Raw genomic sequence first — 16524 nt, forward strand, 5'->3', positions numbered from 1 at the left:
CCTGCGCCATGACCGGATCGATGCGCCATGGTTCATCGAAGGGCCGATCGATGGCGTGAGCTTTCGCACCTATGTCGAGAAGGTTCTTCTGCCCGTCCTTCGACCTGGCAATATCGTTGTCTTGGACAATCTTGGCACAGGAGCAAAGCAGTTCACCACCTCATCCGTTCGGTCGGCGCCAAACTGTACTTCGTGCCCAATACTCGCCGACCTCAACCCGATCGCACAGGCCTTTGCCAAGCTCAAGCACCTGCTCCGCAAAGCTGCCGCGCGAACTGTCGACGGGGTCTGCGCCGCAATTGGCCAAGCACTCGATGCCTTCACCCCCGAGCAATACGCCAACTACCTCAAAAATTCAGGCTATGGAATCTAGTGCCATCGTGCTTTAGCCAGTTGGCGCTGCGAGATCGCATGGATGATGGAATGATGCAGGCAGCAGATGTGGCCGACCCAGCCTAGCCGCGTCTTTAGCCGGTCGAGGGAAAGCGCGCTGGGTGAACGGTCAACTCGCAAGCAGAGACTACGGCAGACGGTTCATATCTAAGCATGTTGCTGCGATGTCGAAGACGATTGTTCTTCGCAGCAACAACGTGGCGATGTGGTCGCCAAGAATTACAGAACTGAACAAAAATCAAATGACTAGGTCCAGAGCCAGGCGGAGAATGACGTCGTCGAGCACATGCTCTCATCATTGACGACCGGCTTGTCGCAGAAGGGTGTCGCTCCCTCCGAGGAGCAGCTGATGCATTGAAGGAGCGCCCGAGAAGGTGCGGCTGATCGCGACAGGGAGATGTCAATACGGGCACTCAAACGTGACTCACGCGAGATCAACAAGGTGCGGTAGATGCTTGAGTTCATTGGTCGCGGCGCGGCTCGACCACGCTGAGCTCGGCATAGAAGCTCTGTCGCGCCAGTGCAGATGCAGCTTCCGATTGTTCAGTCGAATGCATACGGTAAAGAACGCCCGACGGGCGCTCGAGGGGGAGGGCCGATTCACGTGGCCGATGTCAAAATGAGCTGGGAACTCCTCACCCGAGAAAGTTAGCGAGCCCGTGTTGTGAACACCGGGTGCGCGCCGCGTCTCGTAGCCAAGGGCGAGCGCGTTAGGCGCGATAGGTTGCAAGCTTTTAAACTCAGCTATCACATACGCGTTTGAACGTGGGAAGAAGTGGGGCCACCTGGCCCCAAGCCACAGCAAAGTTGAGGGCGTAAGGGCGCCGCTGCCGGCGTGCCTGCCCCCGGCACCAGTCGGTCCAGCTCGAACTCATTCGTCTGCGCAGTCTCGGGCCATCCGTCTTTTCGTCGCTCCGGGGCCGTCAGCTTATCGACAGCTAGCTTCCATATCATCAACACCGCTACTGGCTCGCTGGCTCGGCTCAAAAGGCGCAGATCTCGAAGGCGAGACCGGGGTGGACTCCAATATCGGCCGATCCACGGGCGAGATGTCGCCTGGTTCGCTCCACTACCTGCAGGTGCTCGGTGGTGCTTTTAGAAGCGTATTCGCGCCAGTCGTGCGGGACGGCCCTATTGTGGGATCGCACCTCATTGCGGTTGGCCGTCGGGATGTCAGCCATAGCGGGGGATTACGAATCCTAAGATGCGCCGACCCGGCGCGTTCGCTCCATTTTGCTACCGAAGAGACGATATCGATGAACGCAGAACAGCTCGGCGCTGGTACTCCTTCCGCAACTTCCGATTCGGAAAGCTCCGAACCGGGCTCTCCGGTCGCGTCGCAGTGGGGAGAGGCCCTGAGGGACGTGCATGCATCCGCTGCCGAGGTGGCTGCCTGGCACGAGGAGATGCTGGCCGACTGGGCTGCCGAAGACGGGCAGGGGCAACATGAGGATCGGCAACAGGCGGTAAGTCGAACGAGGGCTTGGCGGGGCACGGGTGAGCTTGATGAGCCGCTAGGTCTGTCGTCTCTGTCCTTGACCGCATTGTCTGCGCCCATTCTGGCCGGCGTGCGCCGCCTGAATGTCGAAAACAATCAGCTGGCAAGCCTGCCCGAACGCCTTCCAGCAACGCTTCAGGACTTGGACGCCAGCCGTAACCGCCTGACCCACCTACCCCCGCTTCCGGCTGGGCTCCAGTTTCTGAACGTCGAGTACAATCAGTTAACGGAGCTGCCCGAGCCTCTTCCGGCCGGGCTCGAATGGTTTAGCGCCAGCCACAACCGGCTGACCAACCTGCCTGAGACGGTCCCCCACCAGCTGATATGGCTCGGCGCCAGCAACAATCAGCTGACCAGCGTGCCCGAGACCCTGCTGACGCGCCTGAGCGGTGAGTCGAGCGTTAATCTGGAGAATAATCCGCTGCCCGATTGGGTGCAGGTCGGCCTGGCAACAGCGATGCAGCTCGAACACTATGCCGGCCCTCAGGTTTTCTTCTCGGACACTGTTGGAGCGTTGGAGGTCCAGCCGCGGCCACTGCAACAGGTTGCCGCGGACTGGCTCGAGGGCGAGCCCACGGTAGTGGCCACCTGGCAGCACTTCGGCCATGAGGCGGGGGCCGCGGACTATGCACGCTTCCTCGACAGGCTTCGGGGCACCGTGAACTACCATCACGAGACGTTCCGCCAGGCGGTTGCCGAAGATCTGCGGCAGGCAGCCGTCAGGCCGCGTTTGCGCGAGCAGTATTTCGAGTTGGCTTCGGGAGCGAACGCGAGCTGCGAAGATCGCGTGACTTTGGTCTGGAACGGCATGCAGACTGCACGCCTGAACGCTGATGTCGAGGACGGCGCCTATGACGGCCGACTGGGCGAATTGCTTCAGAACGGCCGCGTCATGTTTCGCCTGGAAGCGCTTGATGGCATCGCGCGCGAGAAGGTCAACTCACTTCGTCGTGCCGATCCCGACGCGGACGTTGATGATATCGAGGTCTACCTTGCCTACCAGACCCAGCTGCGTGACGCGTTGGAGCTGCGGCACATCGCTCCCGACATGCGCTTCATGAACGTCTCTCACGTGACCGAGGACGATGTAGCCAGTGCCGACGAAACGGTGCGGGACCAGGAAGCGGCAGAATTTCCGGACTATTTGGCTGCGCGCTGGCAACCATGGGAAAGCGTGGTGAGGCGCATCGCACCCCAAGACTATGCTGAAATGCAGGAGCGGCTCGTCGACGCGATGGGCGTACAGTTTGAATCCCGCTTGGATGAGCGACTGGCCGAGCATGGTCTGACAGGCGACGCCGATGCTGAGCGGGTCCTCGGCGCCCAGATACGAAACGAGATTGCCCGCGAGATCAAAAGCGCGGTCATGCATCAGGTGCTCGGGAAACTCGGCCTCGAGCTATGAGCGCCTTGCGAAGAAAGGTCCCATCGATTCGCTAGCCGCTCACAAAGTCAAGTAGGTCATCGACTCTTTCGAGCATGGGCTGTCTGCATGAGCCACTGGCGAATGAGCTCCGTCAATGAAGTCAGCGATCATCGATCACTCGTAGCCCGGACGAGTAGATGGCGATCAGACCGAACCCTCAAGTGGCCCGTGTGCAACGTAGGCTATCGATATCCGTCCCCCGCGGCCGATCGGAGCTTCGTAGCGTCACGCTCGAATCCAGATCGCGAAACATGCTGTAATTCCGTCGGATCCATTGATGTAACTCGGTGGACCAATCCTTCTCATTACGCAGGTAGCCAGTGAAGGAAAAACTAAGTCGGTCTATATATCTCTTAAGGAACAGCGGAAGTGCGGAAATCCGAATCACTCGCTCGCCATCCATCGCTTCAGGCAATCCGCCGCGCAGCACGAATTCATTGTGGACGGTGACCAGCGACGCCGGCGGAATCCGCCGCCGCAGCATTTCATAAGCGCGAAAGGAGATACGGTCTGCACCCGCGACGAAGAGAATGATAGGGGTCACGTAGCAGCGCGCTGTCTCCTTCATGAAGCCAATCTCCTCGCACATCTTGAAGAATTCGTCGAACGCGTGAAAGCCGAGGTCAATTACCTTGGCTACACGATCGTGGATGATTAGAGGGTCCATCAGCTGCATCTTGCCATAAGTGTCGATCACATCCGCGGTCTCCGTGATGTTCGGGAGGTAGTCGAGCAATGACGGCTCTTTCAAGTTGACATCAAACGACAGCGCTGTGCCGTTTTTCAGCAGCAAAAACTCGCTCATGGCACGAGCGATGAGGGTTTTACCGACCTGCGGGCTAGGAGAGCAGATGATGTAGATAGGGGTCGCTAACATAGCCAGCAGATCAATTTCGTTCCGTACGTGGGCTCGACCTGAGCTCGCCGAATATGCGACTACTTTTCGCCGGCCCGGGTGGCGGACTTGGCCCCGGCCAATTCCGTCAAGTTGATGCGATCAAATTCGCTCCAAACATTTGCCAGCCAGTGCCGGACATAGCCGCGCAGCACGAAGGAGTTGGTCGCGGGTTCATCGTTCCGTCCCTTGTTTGCGACGAAGTCTATGAATGGGACGGATGCGATCTCCACCTGCTCATAGGCCATCTCGTTAAGCTTCGGTATGGTCAATTCAGTCGCATGTTTGATGCGGTGGAAATAGGAATTGTAAGTCGCCTGATCCCACTGGAAGAATTGAGTGTCGTTGATGAAGTTCTTGACCAGGTAGTACTTTGCGCCGCTCATGAAAGTCGCAGTTTCCTCGATCTCGTCTAGCGACGCGATGGATGATCCCAGGATGTGGAACACGGCAAATGTGATCTGGCCGGACCGTGCCGAGTCCAGAAAGCCGATGTCGCGCAAGGAAGCGAGCGCAGAGGACAGTAGGCCTGCGCGAGCATCGATGACAGTGACGGACAGCCCTGAATTCAAGGTATCGAAGATCTTCATCTGGTCCGCTGTCGTCGTCATGTCGACGATCTCAGTAATCCCGGGATAAAAGCGCTTCAGCGTTCCCCGGGGCGACTCTGTGTCGAATGCGCGTGTTTGCACGTTATTGACGCTGAAGTAGTCCAGGAGCGTTCGTGATACGGTCGTCTTGCCGACTCCTCCCTTGTCCGCGCCGACCACAATTACCACTGGCTTCACCATAGAAACATCTCCTGAGATTCTCGCTATTGCCGCGCGCAAAGGTGCGCAATCGGTGCGACTCTGCTTTCGTTGCGAACATGGCAGAAAGAAGGGGTAATGAAACTTCGACGCGAGGGCTCTGCGATTGATAGACGTTTTCAACATCAAGCGAGTAACACGTCGTGTGATGATGCAGGGCCGAGAAATGGAGTAATCACTTGTATCGATGATTTACGTGAGGTTTGTGGACAGCTGGAATGCGCGAGCCAAGAAACAACTGTCTGCCGGCGGTGATCGTTGCATTGCCATAGGTGAGCTATGGATCCCGTCGCTGCCGTTATCTAATTTTTATGAGCGAGCGAGTCTTACGTAGCGTCCGATTGCGAGCTCGATGAACGCGCAAATGAAGCCGATCCTAGGCGCTCGGACTATGGCTTGGCAGATCATCAAGGGCCTCCTGGATCAGATCGTCTTTTCGACAGAGAGCAAAACGGCGGGTTAATCTCCGAGAGGTGAACCTGAACGACCGAGCGCTCACCCTGCTGAAGAATGTCAGGATATGCGAAAGCTGAAACGCGCTGGTGACTCAATAGCAACCATGCATCTGTTCGCTCTTCGGCGAGATTATCGTGTCACGGAGACCAAATGGAAGGGAGAGCAGGGCGCCGGCCGACGGCGCAGTACCAGTGGGGAAGCGTTATCGGACGCTCCGTTAGAAGAAGTCACCGTCGAGTGGCCGGAACCGGTGATCTTTGTTTTGGACACAATCGTCGCCGAGCTAAGTCCTACAGGGAAGGACCCTTAGTGGAATGAACGAGCTTGGCGGGAGTGCACTCTCGTTGGGCGCTTCCTTAGGGCGACAGACACTGTACGCTATGGCTTTAAAGCGCCCACTCTGACCACCCTTCGATATACTGGGCAAGACCGCCTGAAATGGGTTGCGAGCTGCGCGTCAAGCTCTCTTTCTTTTGATCGATCGCGCCTTACGTATTTGATCTGCAAATTCGGCCTCCGCCTAAAGCTACGTCATGCTCAACTTCATATGCAGTTACAACCGGAGCTTGGTCAGGCCGCCAGCTACAGTTTGCGCTCCAGGGGGCATCGATCCTGCCGGCGCAACGGTACATAACGCCGGCCTGTCAAGGCAACGCAACTCGAACACTCCTGAACACGATTAAGCCGGATACTCACTGAAACAATTGAGCGATGCCTGAAAAGCAGGAAGGGTCGAACTCATAGCGATCCCCTAGTGCTGCGAAGAGCTCAGATCCGGGGATCTCTTGGCAGGTTGTAAATCTCTGTCGTATTTGGTTAACGGGAAGATTCTAACTCGGACTGCCGCCTTGTTTGAACGCGTTTGCGCAAAAGCGGCCTCGAGCGACGGCATGGAACTTGCGTAGCCAACGAATATCTCCACTAGCTAAAAGCGAGTGGCTAGACGCACTCTGCGCGCAAGCGCGAGGCGCTTGCTAAGCGTCTGAGCTGCTAGAAAGCTAAATTGGGCGGCGTCGTTGGGGCGGCGTCTACTGATCGACGCCTGGCGGGGGTGCGGGCCCCAATGGCACGGTAATCGGTTGCGCTGCGTCCTTTTGGTAGCGGCCGACGATAACTGTGAGCAGACCCTGGCCCCACAGCCGCTGCGCTGCTCTCTTGGCGTCCTCCAGCGTCACCCGATCGATCACGGCATTCTGCTTTTCGAAATAGTCGATGGGCAGCTTGTCAAGCTGATGCTGCAGTAGCGTTCGCGCAAGCTTTGATGATGTGTTGACAGCCACCAGTTGCGAGCCCTTCAGGTAGGACTTTGCGTCATCGAGTTCCTGCTGAGTCGGTCCTTCCTCGGCGATGTGACGGACCTGCTTTTCGATTTCGTCGACCGTTTCGCCGGCGCGATCGGCGCTGGTGCCGCTGTTGCCGAGAAACATGGCTGAATGATCCAACCAGACAAGGCGCTCACCGACGGAATAGGCCAGTCCACGCTTCTCGCGGACTTCGCGGAAAAGGCGGGACGTCAGTCCGCCGCCGCCAAGGATGTGGTTGACGATATAGGCGGGCATGAAATCCGGCTCGCTGCGACGGACGGCTGGACCGCCAAAAGTCACTACTGTCTGCGGCACATCGAACCGAATGAAGACCTGCTGTGGCGGCTTTGCTGCGGTGACTTCGGCAACCGGCATTGCTTCCGCGTTGCTCGGCAGGCTGCCAAAGGTCGTGTCGAGCAGCTTGCAGACGACCCCTGGATCGACGTCGCCGACCACCGCGATTTTGAGCGTGTCTTTTGCGATCACGCGTCGGACATAACCCTTGAGATCCGCGACCTCAATCTTCGGCACGCTTTCCAGGGAGCCTTCGGTTGGGCGAGCATAAGGATGATCCCCAAACGCGACTTCCAGGAACCTGCGATGAGCCAGAGACGAAGGATCGGTCGAGTCGCGCCGAAGGCGCGCAAGCACCGTCGCACGGATCCGTTCGACGTCGGCGGCGTCGAAACGCGGCGAGGTTAGCGCGATCCGTAAAAGTTCGAAGGCCTCGTCCGCGTTGTCCTCGATCGTGCGCAAGGCACCACGGAAGTGATCGTGGGTCACGTGAAAACGCAGCTCAATGGCACGGCGGTCCAGCCGCTGATGAAAGGTCTTAAAGTCAAAGTCGCCGGAACCTTCCTTGAGCAGGCCAGAAACCATGTGTCCCACGCCCGCCTTTTGAGCGGGGTCCTGAGTCGCGCCGCCGGTGAAGGCATATTCCATCGAGATCAATGGGACAGTGGAATCCTGCACGAACCAGGCTTCTATACCGCAAGACGAAATCAGGCGCTTGATCCTGGTCCGGCCAAGTGCTCTCGCGGCGGCAGCCGAACTTGGCGAAGCGAGCATCGCGATGGACAGCGAGGCTCCCCCGAGGAGGATCCCACGTCGTGTGCAAGGATTGATCACTAGAGCTTCTCCCAGTGTTGCGGAGCAGACTCTTTGATGAGATAGCCCGTCACGGCTCGTTTCTTGTCGAGCCATTTCCGCACGGCCTCATGCACCTGCTGTGCACCGACCGCGCGGATGTCGTCGGGCCAGCGTTGAAGATCCTCGATAGATTGTCCCGTTGTCAGGCCGCGGCCATACCAGTGCGCGAGCATTTCCTGACTGTCCTGGGCGTAGGTGACCTGCGCGATCAGCCGCGTCTGCGCCCGCTGGAGATCTTCGCTGCTCGCGGGATTACGGATAATGTCGGCGATTACCTCGTCGATGCAGCGCTCGATCAGGTTGAGGTTGACGCCAGGTTTTGGTATGGCGGAAATCTCGAACAGCGAGGGATCGAGCGCGGCAGAGTGGTAGCTCGCTCTGGCCGTGACCGCGAGCTGCTTTTCGAGTACCAGCGAGCGATAAAGATATGAGTTGACGCCGCCGCCGATCAACTGCTCGAGCACCTCAAGCGCTGGACCCTCCCCCACGTCCGCGGTGCGAGCCGACGGTACGAGATAGTAGCGGTGCAGGGCTGGCTGCTCGACGCGGTAATCTGCCAGCGTTACTCTGCGCTGCGCGGCCGGCGTCGGCTCCTGCGGCCGCTGGCGCTCCTGGGGAATCGATGGTTGCGTGGGGATGCCGCCAAACGTCTCATTCACCATCGAGCGCATTTCGTTGGCAGCTACGTCGCCAGCGACGATCAGGATCGCGTTGTTCGGTGCATAGAAGCGCTTGTAGAAGGTAAGTGCGTCCTCTCGGGTAAGCTTTTCGATTTCTTGGCGCCACCCGATAATGGGGTGGCCGTAGGGGTGGTTGAGGTAAAGCGCCGCCATCATCTGCTCAGCAAGTTGGTTACCTGGACGATTGGCGACGCTCATATTGAGCTCTTCCAGCACGACGTCGCGCTCGGATAGCACGTTCTCGTCCTTGAGAATGAGACCGGTCATTCGGTCGGCTTCAAATTCCATCATCTCGCCGAGGTGCTCGCGAGGCACGTGCTGGAAGTAGCTGGTGAAGTCGAATCCGGTAAAGGCGTTGTGATAGCCGCCGGCGCGCAGGACGGCCTTGGGGAATTCATCCGCTGGATGTTTGGAGGTGCCCTTGAACATCAAGTGTTCAAGGAAATGCGCAAGCCCCGATTTGCCAGGCGGTTCGTCCGCGGAACCAACCTTATACCAGATCATCTGAGTCACGACGGGTGTCCGATGATCCGGGATCACGACCACCTGCAGGCCGTTCTGAAGCGTGAAGCTTGCTGGTCGAACTGATCTCGCCGTCTCGGCAAAGACGCTGGCCTGATCAGGAAGGTATAAGCCGGTGCCATCATCCGTTCGATGCTCGACCGCCGGGGCCGTGCGCATCGTCGAGTCAGAGGCTTCAGCGGCGGTGCCTGCCGCCTTGGCGGTGGCCGAAAGCCGGTTCTTCATGGCATCGCCTTTCGTTCCATACTGGTCACTATGTGGGGAAATCCGACAGGGCGCGGAGCCGCGCCTCGTTTTGGCGAGCAGCGCAGCAAAAACCGGACCAATCATCGGACGGCGCCTCGCGTACGCAAAGGGACACCAAAGAGAACCGACGCGCAATATTCTGGCTAAATGTAAACCGTCGACGTGTCGTGAACACGACCTTGCGCACAACGCGTCAGGAGAACTGCGGATTTCGTATGATAACCGACATTCGATGAGACGGAGGAAATCACCTTCGCGTGCCGTCGCTGCTTATGAAGGCAAAGGGACACCAAGTAGCACCGCTCTTCGTCTTTAAATCACCAATAAACAGGTCTTTCAGATTAAGGGTACCAAAGACACGCTCGATCACTGTCATCTGATCGTGGTTGCAAGCCGCCCGACTCGCTCACGTCAGCTATTTCTCCTCGCCGTTATCTGAACAACAAGATGCCAAACGCGCCTGAATGCGGCACGGCCGGGCGGTCTTGATGTGGATCTGTTCCTGCTGGAGGACGTTCATGTCGGCCGCCATCATGCCGGCAAGGTTCTGCCAGCCAAGCATGCCATCCGCTCCCGACGACCAACGGATCAATACGGCTCTTGAGCAAGTTCTTGACCGGGATAGCGGAGGAGGTGATCCACACATGAGCGGACTGGCCATTTATGGAAAACGTTCCCTCTATCGCGCGATAGCTTCGCTGTGCCGCCAGACCGCGGCACTTCGGCCAATGCAAGGACGTTCATGGCTGGCGCAAGCTGCAGATTGGGAGAAACGCGCGGTTACGAACCTCGAGAGATACCTTGCTTCTTCTGCTGCACGCCTGCTTGATTGCGCCAGACGAAGAGGATCCACGGCGCAGTTCCGCCATCCGCTACGCTCACACGTCCTATTTGTGTCGACGAGGGCTGCGCCGATTGAGGTTCCGCGCTCATAGTAAGCCTAGCTGTCGGCAAGCCGACAGGTAAGCATCAAACTTCGCTATTCCGCCCCGCTCTTGATTGCCACGCTATCTTGAGCGAGCCCATGCGTCCGGGCCGTCCGCCTGCGGTGCAGGTCGGCATCGCCAGCCTCCGTCTTGCCTTCAAGGGCGAGGGACAGTTCGAAATTGTTGCGCAGCATCGGGTTTGCCGGTTCCGCCGCGAGAGCTTGGCGGTATAGGTCTTGGGCCTCCCGGTGTCGGCCCTCGTGATCGAGAACAACTGCTTTGGCATTCAATGCGCGCAGGTCGCCAGGGGCTGCCAATAACACGCCGTCGAGCACCTCGAGCGCATCATTAGGACAACTGCGTGCCAGCAGGGCTCGCGCAAGAGGAATCGCCGCATCGATGTTGTTCGGCTGTTGCTTCAATGCATCGCGCAGAGCCCCTTCATCAGGACCTCGGCCGAGCGCGTACGAAATGCGCTCGCGCACGGCAGGGTCGATCTCTTTGCTGTCTGCGAGGTCTGATGTGGACGTTTGCTGCGGTGAAAGGCCATGTTTATCTGGGGTAGCACAGCCGGCGAGCAGCACAATAGCTAGCATCGCAAGCAGAGCCGGCCGCGGCCTTGGACTGGCGTAGCACAAATACCGCCGGTACCTGGTTTCATTACGTTTCATAGGCGACTCACGAGGAAGCGCTGCGCACTCTTAGCTTGCAGTTGTTAGGAGCCCTCCCGAGGACGGCGCCTTGGGAAGCTTGACGGATCCAATCGGTTGGACCGTGAAGTCCGCGGCAAGATCTTGATAGGACAGAACGGGCAGGTCGATCCCATTGCGTGTGAGAAAACCGCGTACGAAACGCCGGATATCCATCGAACCTAGGACGACAGGCTGGCTCTTGCTTTGCGCGATGGTCGCATGGATCTGACGAAATTGTGCAAGCAGCTTTTCGCTCTGCCATTCATCCAAGACGAGGTATGGGCCGACGGCCGTTTCCCGTACTGCGCCGCGGATGATTTCTTCGCTCTCACGCTCAATGATAAAGGCGACCACGACGCGATGAGCATTAGCATACCGAAAGCATATTTGCCGCTTTAAGGTAGCACGAACATATTCGGTGAGCAGGACGGCGTTTTGCTCGCGCTCGCTCCATTCTGCCAATGCCTCCAGAAGCAAGCGAGTATTGCGGATTGGAATGCCTTCGTCGAGCAAGCGGCGCAGGACCTCGGCGATCCGAGGAACGGTGGCCGTACGCAGCACCTCCTTCACCAGGTCAGGATATTCCTGCTCCATCCGGGCGAGCAATTGGCGTGTTTCCTGAATACCCACCAGGCGCTGTGCATAGCGTGTCAATGTAGAATGGAGACGTAAGGCTAGAACTTCGCTCAGCCGATGATATCCGATTCCGGCGGCCTTGAGGGCCGCTGCATGCCGTTCTTCGATCCAGACCCGATTCGTTTCAGGGTCTTGCTGAAAGGGGATGCCGCTCAATTCGATGTTCGCCATATCGTCGTTGAGCGCCAGGTGGCCAGGATTGATCACATCGCGCTCAACTGGAACACTATCGACATCCACCCGGAATTGCGACGAGGACAAGCTCTCGCCAATCTGGGCAGGAATGCGCGGAATGGTGATGCCGAGGTCCGCCGATACGAGCTTTGAAACACGCAAAATGCTCTCTTCCAGTTCGTCTTTGTCGATTGAATCCGTCAGGTTCGGTGCAAGGAACAACGCGATCGGAAGTGCTTCCGCATGTGCGGTCTGCTTCTGAGCCGCTGCAGGAGTCGGCGCCGAAGCAGCGGCGCTAGCTCCTATTTTGGCGGCAGGCTTGTCGCCTTTGGGAGCGACCTTGACGTAGCTTGCGGCAGCGAACAGGACGGCCAGCACGACAAACGGCGGCAAAGGAAAGCCGGGAACGAGCCCCATGAATACCAAGACGCAGGCGGCTAGCCTAAGTGCCTGCGTACTTGCGGTAAGTTGGTGAACGATATCGGCGCCGAGCTTGAGTTTGGAGGGACCGCTGACGCGCGTGACAATGGTCGCGGCGGTAATTGACAGGAGTAGCGCCGGAATCTGCGAAATGAGCGCATCACCAATCGTCAAGAGTGTATAGTGATGCAGCGCTTCATCGAGCGACATACCTTTGGAGAGCAGGCCGATGCTGATTCCGCCCAGCATATTGATGCAGATCACGATCAGCCCAGCGATGGCGTCTCCCTTAACGAACTTCATGGCACCATCCATAGCGCCATGAAGTTGACTTTCTTGCTCCAAGGCGGCACGCCGGCGGCGTGCTTCGTATTGATCAATGTGGCTGTTGCGAAGTTCTGCATCGATCGCCATCTGTTTGCCTGGTAGTGCGTCAAGCGTGAAACGCGCAGATACCTCTGCGACGCGTTCGGCACCCTTGGCAAGAACCATGAATTGGACCATGGTCACGATCAAGAAAATGACGATTCCGACCGCAATATTCCCTGAAATGACGAAGTCGCCGAAGGTGTGAATGATGCTGCCGGCATCGCCTTCGGCAAGGATCAGCCGCGTTGTCGCAATCGTTAGTGCCAGCCGAAATACGGTGGAGATCAGGATCACGCCCGGCAAGGACGAAAAATCAAGAGGTGTGCTGAGATAGAGGGCAACCATCAGCAGCAATATGGCAAAGCCAAGATTGAAGCCGATCAGCATGTCGATCACGATGATCGGGATTGGCATGATCATCATGCCGATCGCCAGAAGCAGCATCAAGGCAACCATGAAATCCGGGTGGGCCGGAGCGCGCACGATGAAGTCACGCAAAACGTTGGCCATGATAGATCCCTATTGCTATTTGATGAGGGCGATGCTCGCGCGCAGTGAGACATAGCGCTGAAAGACCTCGCGAGCCTCGGACATGCGGCCAGCGTGCCGCAGTGCGTGACTGCGCAACAGCGTCATCGGTATGCGGGAAGAGGGTTGCGTATCAAGTGCGTCCAGCCGATCCAGCACGTGGAGTGCTTCCTCGCCAAGGCCCTCGGCGATCAGCGTGTAGGCTAGAATGCGGAGTAAACCGACGTCACTGGAGTGCTCGCGAGCTGCAATTCGCAGTAGAGCCAGACTCTGTGCGCTCTGCCCGCACGCGAGATGGACATATGACAGTGCGCAAAGCAGGTCGCGCTCCGGCCCGGAGATCGACGGAATATCACTGGATTCGGAGACTTCTGGAATCAGGGGAGCGGCGTGCTGCAATCCGTCAGGATCGGCCATGGTTATCCCTTGATTAAGCTGTTTTGATTTTGCCGGAGCATTAGTAACCGCTGAAGTTCCTGCTGCAGGATTGCCAAACACTCTCGCGCCGTCTTGTCTTCCGGCGTCGCCTGCAACGTTCGCGTCAAGCGCTCCAGAAGAACACCGTGCTTGTCGGCGCGCAGCACGTCCGGATGACGGAGGCGTGGAACGACGAAAGAGAGCAGTCCGCGGGACAGATTGGGACCATAAAGGGAAGCTAAGAGTGCGTGTGGATCTAGCTCATTTGCCCCTGCCTCACTTTCGAATAAAGTGACGCGCGAAATGGCGCCGACGGAATTGACCTCGAGCGCCGCGTCGCTCGCACCATCAATTGGCAGATCAGGCGGAACCGCATCCCGCCACGACGCGCGCTTCGTGCCGCTATCCGCATGGGCGCCTCCGACTTCCAGTTTGTCACCTCGCGAGGGAGGCGAGCCGATGACCGGTGCGTGCTGGCCCGCATCTAAGCCCTGCGATGAGGTGCTGGGCCCTACGGAGTGCTGGGGCAGCCTAGCCATCGCCTTCTCCTTCTTTCTTGCAGGGTAGAGACCTTAGTATTGCAAAGCGGCAGATCGGCCGTTGCGGCTGAGCAGAACTCGTCCATCCTCAATTCGATCAACGGTCCATCCATTACTCAAGAGCGCGCCGACAAAATACTTCTGCCCGGCAATAAGCAGATAAGGTTCGCTTCCACGCCAGACGGCTTGGACAGCAATCGAAGACGGTGTCTTTTCCTCTTTCACCGTGACAGCATTTACAAGGGGCGGGGCACCGTTGGTTTGACGATCGAACCATTGCTGGATTTCTTTCCATTTTGCGACGAAGTTCGGGGCAATTGTGCCCTCCGCGGTCACGACGCCGGGCCCGCGCCCGATCTTGACGTCAAGCAGACCCTCTTGTTCGATCTGTTGGCGCAGCGATGCGGCCATTTCATCAGCAGTTCTCGCGTCAGAATGATCGACGGTTGGTTTAGCCGCAATCTCGACCGCGCGCGATGACTCGGCACTTGGCGCCTCCGCCCTGTCGCCGAGGTCGACGATAGTTGAGACGGTGCCGATCGCGACAGCGCTGAGCAATATCAGACTGAGTGCCACGATCGGCCTGCGAGATCGCCTGCTCGAAGCAGCTGGCTCGAAATCCTCCGTCGACCAGCGGATAGACATCGCGCCGGCATGAACGATCGCGGGCAGGGGCACTCTGACGCGCTCACCTGAAGTGAGGCTCGCGCGACCTTCTAAGCTGATATTGGGAGCGAGCGCCTCGACCTCGATCGAATCGCTCTGTGCGATGATGCGCAGGTGATGCAGCTCGAGCCCCTGTTCAACGAAGATCATGTCGGCATCGAGGCCGCTGCCCACAATGCTCTCGCCGCCCGCCGTCTTTCCTTTGAGCCCGGTATAGAGCCCCGAGAGCACCTCGAACTCGAGCGAAACAGGGTCGTTCACGATAATCTCCTGAATAACGAGAGAAGCCGTACGGCGGTGCCGTACGGCTCATCCAGAGTTCGTCATTCACAGCGCGGCGACGGTAGCAACGCGGTGAGTCACCCGTCTTGCAGAATTACTGGACGCGCTCGTCGGCGACCTTCTTCTCGGACGAGAGTTCGGTCGTGATTCTGCGCATTGCCACGGCCTGGGCCTGAACCTTCTGGCTCACACGCTCGAATTCAGCCATCTGGTTCTGGAAGCCGGTATCGCCGGTCTGCTGAACACCAGCAGCCCCGCCATTTCCGCCAACATTGTCAACTGCCATGTCTATTTACCTTTCTTCCGGGATAACCTTGGTTGTGATTTGTTAGGAGGTGCGGGCCGGCGAGACGAACGCAGGAATAGAAAGGAACATCGGCGTACCGCCGAGCGTGCTGAGCCCAAGGTTCAGCTCCGGGCTCCTGCAGGCAGTCTCGGGCTTGGGTTGCACCTCGGTCTTTTCGCCGACGTCTTTGTGGTCTGCGGCCTTATCATGGCTACCCTTGTCAGGCACCAAGGCGTGGACTACCTTGTCAAAGACCTTGTCCACGGTCCCACCCACTGCCGAACCAATCGCCGCTCCGGCCGGGCCGCCAAGGTATCCGCCGGCAGCGCTTCCGATCATTTCTCCGATCATCGCATTCTCCTATGCTCGTCTTGTTGCGCTCAATAGACGACTGCTCGCCTAGAGTTCAGCGGCCTCATGCTAGGGGGGCTAGCTTTCGAAAACCTGACGAGTCGCACGTTGCGTGTGGGTTGATTTTATGCTGTCGCCTTGGATCTGCTGGTAATCATCGGCTCACCCGGGCGTTCCAGCCGCGCCTACAGTCAGCTTGGCTCAATGCGGGTTGAGCGGTGCTTAGTTGCGCGTTCAGGAATCATTTTACCTGGGGGAGCCTGCGCAGGCGCGTGGCCTGCAGCGTAGAGTGCGGAAGCGGGATAAGGCATCAAGTTGTGCGGGTCTCAGCCGGCCCTTGGCTCGTTTGCTAACATGGCTGCTTGCGAAAAGTCTGGTTCGCGGGTCTTAATGTTGGGGGGCTGTTCGACGCGAGTGTTCAAGCTATCGATCGCTCCCCGCAGATGTGTGCCCGACCGGCGGGAGCGCTGATTGCTCGGTGAGGCGGGATGATTGGCTGATAACCGGCAGACGTCGCGTCACTTGTCATGAAGACATAGGGACGCCTCTGGGACCAGGCGAGTCTTGCCAAAAGAGGCATTGAAGCTTGCGATTAGTTCAGCGAGGGATGCGTTTCGGGCATCCGATCGACGTGAACGTGAGTGCGACTTAGCTCGCTCATCGTCGTCAGCTTTTCGACAGGTGTTCGAGCTACCGTCTCTGTGAGTTAAATGCGCGTGATGTGCTCGTGCAGTTACGGTGGTGGGGCGAGAGGAAGGATCTAAATTGGGCTGCCGGCTCTGGCAAGAAAAGTAGTCGTTCGTTCGGATGAGCTAATGGTGCGTTCTCATGCAGATCTGAAAGCGAGGTGCCTGCTATGC

At 58.2% G+C, this 16524-nt stretch carries 13 protein-coding genes and 1 pseudogene; 2 read left to right on the plus strand and 12 right to left on the minus strand.

All coding sequences use genetic code 11. The features are described from left to right. A pseudogene (locus A5906_RS42660) lies at positions 1-373 on the plus strand (transposase); the annotation flags it as partial. A 1276-nt stretch (positions 374-1649) separates the two neighbouring features. After that, the gene (locus tag A5906_RS42375; RefSeq protein ID WP_080138335.1) at positions 1650-3296 is read left to right on the plus strand and encodes an NEL-type E3 ubiquitin ligase domain-containing protein; all 1647 of its coding nucleotides are present in this window, start codon (positions 1650-1652) and stop codon (positions 3294-3296) included. Between the two features lie 178 nt (positions 3297-3474). Here the strand turns inward: A5906_RS42375 and A5906_RS27245 are convergent, their stop codons facing one another. The 12 genes from A5906_RS27245 to A5906_RS27300 all read right to left on the minus strand — a co-directional run bounded on the left by A5906_RS27245 (position 3475) and on the right by A5906_RS27300 (position 15664). Then, entirely contained in the window at positions 3475-4194 is a 720-nt protein-coding gene (locus tag A5906_RS27245; RefSeq protein ID WP_080138336.1) for a hypothetical protein, read from the minus strand. A gap of 59 nt (positions 4195-4253) precedes the next feature. Next, complete coding sequence (locus A5906_RS27250) at positions 4254-5003, minus strand: P-loop NTPase family protein (RefSeq protein WP_080138337.1); 750 nt, start codon at positions 5001-5003, stop codon at positions 4254-4256. Positions 5004-6505: 1502 nt separating this feature from the next. Continuing rightward, positions 6506-7849: a M16 family metallopeptidase gene (locus tag A5906_RS43215; RefSeq protein WP_245326941.1), complete on the minus strand. Its 1344-nt coding sequence runs from the start codon at positions 7847-7849 to the stop codon at positions 6506-6508. 59 nt (positions 7850-7908) lie between these two features. Beyond that, the gene (locus tag A5906_RS27260; protein ID WP_080138383.1) at positions 7909-9291 is read right to left on the minus strand and encodes a M16 family metallopeptidase; all 1383 of its coding nucleotides are present in this window, start codon (positions 9289-9291) and stop codon (positions 7909-7911) included. Positions 9292-9793: 502 nt separating this feature from the next. Next, positions 9794-9940, minus strand: coding sequence for a hypothetical protein (locus A5906_RS42665; protein WP_161495439.1), 147 nt, complete (start codon positions 9938-9940; stop codon positions 9794-9796). A gap of 417 nt (positions 9941-10357) precedes the next feature. After that, positions 10358-10975: a tetratricopeptide repeat protein gene (locus tag A5906_RS27270; RefSeq protein ID WP_245326932.1), complete on the minus strand. Its 618-nt coding sequence runs from the start codon at positions 10973-10975 to the stop codon at positions 10358-10360. A gap of 30 nt (positions 10976-11005) precedes the next feature. Continuing rightward, positions 11006-13105 carry a type III secretion system export apparatus subunit SctV gene (gene sctV / locus A5906_RS27275; protein ID WP_080138340.1) on the minus strand — a complete coding sequence of 700 codons (2100 nt, stop codon included), beginning with the start codon at positions 13103-13105 and terminating at the stop codon, positions 11006-11008. Between the two features lie 15 nt (positions 13106-13120). Then, positions 13121-13540, minus strand: coding sequence for a type III secretion apparatus assembly chaperone SctY (gene sctY, locus A5906_RS27280; RefSeq protein WP_080138341.1), 420 nt, complete (start codon positions 13538-13540; stop codon positions 13121-13123). Between the two features lie 2 nt (positions 13541-13542). Further along, complete coding sequence (locus A5906_RS27285; RefSeq protein WP_080138342.1) at positions 13543-14079, minus strand: hypothetical protein; 537 nt, start codon at positions 14077-14079, stop codon at positions 13543-13545. A gap of 33 nt (positions 14080-14112) precedes the next feature. Beyond that, positions 14113-15006 (minus strand): SctD/MshK family protein, encoded by an 894-nt coding sequence (locus A5906_RS27290; protein ID WP_080138343.1) that lies wholly within the window; start codon positions 15004-15006, stop codon positions 14113-14115. Between the two features lie 115 nt (positions 15007-15121). After that, positions 15122-15313 carry a hypothetical protein gene (locus A5906_RS27295; RefSeq protein WP_080138344.1) on the minus strand — a complete coding sequence of 64 codons (192 nt, stop codon included), beginning with the start codon at positions 15311-15313 and terminating at the stop codon, positions 15122-15124. Positions 15314-15355: 42 nt separating this feature from the next. Then, a complete protein-coding gene (locus A5906_RS27300) occupies positions 15356-15664 on the minus strand; it encodes a hypothetical protein (RefSeq protein ID WP_080138345.1) in 309 nt (102 codons plus the stop codon). Positions 15665-16524: the final 860 nt, after the last annotated feature.

Source organism: Bradyrhizobium sacchari (assembly GCF_002068095.1).
Lineage (GTDB): Bacteria > Pseudomonadota > Alphaproteobacteria > Rhizobiales > Xanthobacteraceae > Bradyrhizobium > Bradyrhizobium sacchari.